Genomic DNA, 1,041 nt, shown 5'->3' with positions numbered 1-1,041 from the left:
TTGTTTATACTCGTTAGGCCAGAGCATTTTAAAAAGATATGTCCGGCAATCTTCTTCAGTTTGGAACATTTTTTGAAATTGAAGAAGTGTAATTTTTTCCTGTTTAGCCATACCATCACCCCCCTGTGTTAGGATAGTTGTCATAGACCTCTAAAACAAGTATAGTTAATTGAGCAGCAGTCCGAGGAGGAAAAGTCTGAAACCAGCTCCACGGGGGGCACAAACTAAAAAAAAGCATAGCAAACAGACCATCCATGGGACAGTCTTTAAAAAATGAATAGTGACAACTTGTGTATTTCTATCAATCCTTAACTACAGAGTACCCGTGTCTACGTGCTATAAGAATAGCCTGTTCTACTGTGATTTCACGAGATGCRGGAATAGGTTCAGCTTTCTTATAAAGCTCGGGATTATAGGGTTCACCTTTCTTAAGGATGTGATAAATGGCAGTAAGCAACATTCGTGCAATAGCTATAATAGCACGCTTATGGCCACGTCGCTTTTTGATAGATAAATAGCGACCCTTGATTTCAGGGTGTTTATCACTTTTAACAACAGCGTTGGCGCACTGTACCAAAAGTGGCTTGATATAAACACCGGCACGGGATATGCGAACAGAATGTTTCTTGCCAGCACTCTCGTTGTTTTGAGGAGTCACTCCTGCCCAGGAACACAAGTGTTTGGCTGTAGGGAACACAGACATATCAACACCGATTTCCGAGATTATAGCGATAGCAGAAAAAGGATTTTTGATACCTGGTACAGCGAACACTAAAGTACGTTCCTTGGCATAAGGCTCTGAGAGCGACAGAATTAAAGATTCAAGGTTGGACTTGCACTTTTCCAATCCGTCATAATGCTGAAGAATAATATTCATTTTTTGCCGCTGTTCCGGTGTAATCATTCCGTCCAGGGCAAGACGGATATCGTCCACTTTATGCAGCATAGATGAGTGAAGAAGAGGAACAAAAATCGAAAATCCTTATCATGGGATTTTCCAAAGCAAGTAGTCAATGATTCTCATTGAACTCTTACCGAAAG

Annotated in this window: 1 pseudogene; it reads right to left on the bottom strand. The window is 41.0% G+C overall.

What is annotated here, in order from left to right:
* Positions 1-301: 301 nt before the first annotated feature.
* Positions 302-1,041, bottom strand: a pseudogene (locus P378_RS12565) (transposase); the annotation flags it as partial.

It is taken from the genome of Desulforamulus profundi (genome assembly GCF_002607855.1).
This window is presented reverse-complemented; position numbering and strand designations above follow the sequence as displayed.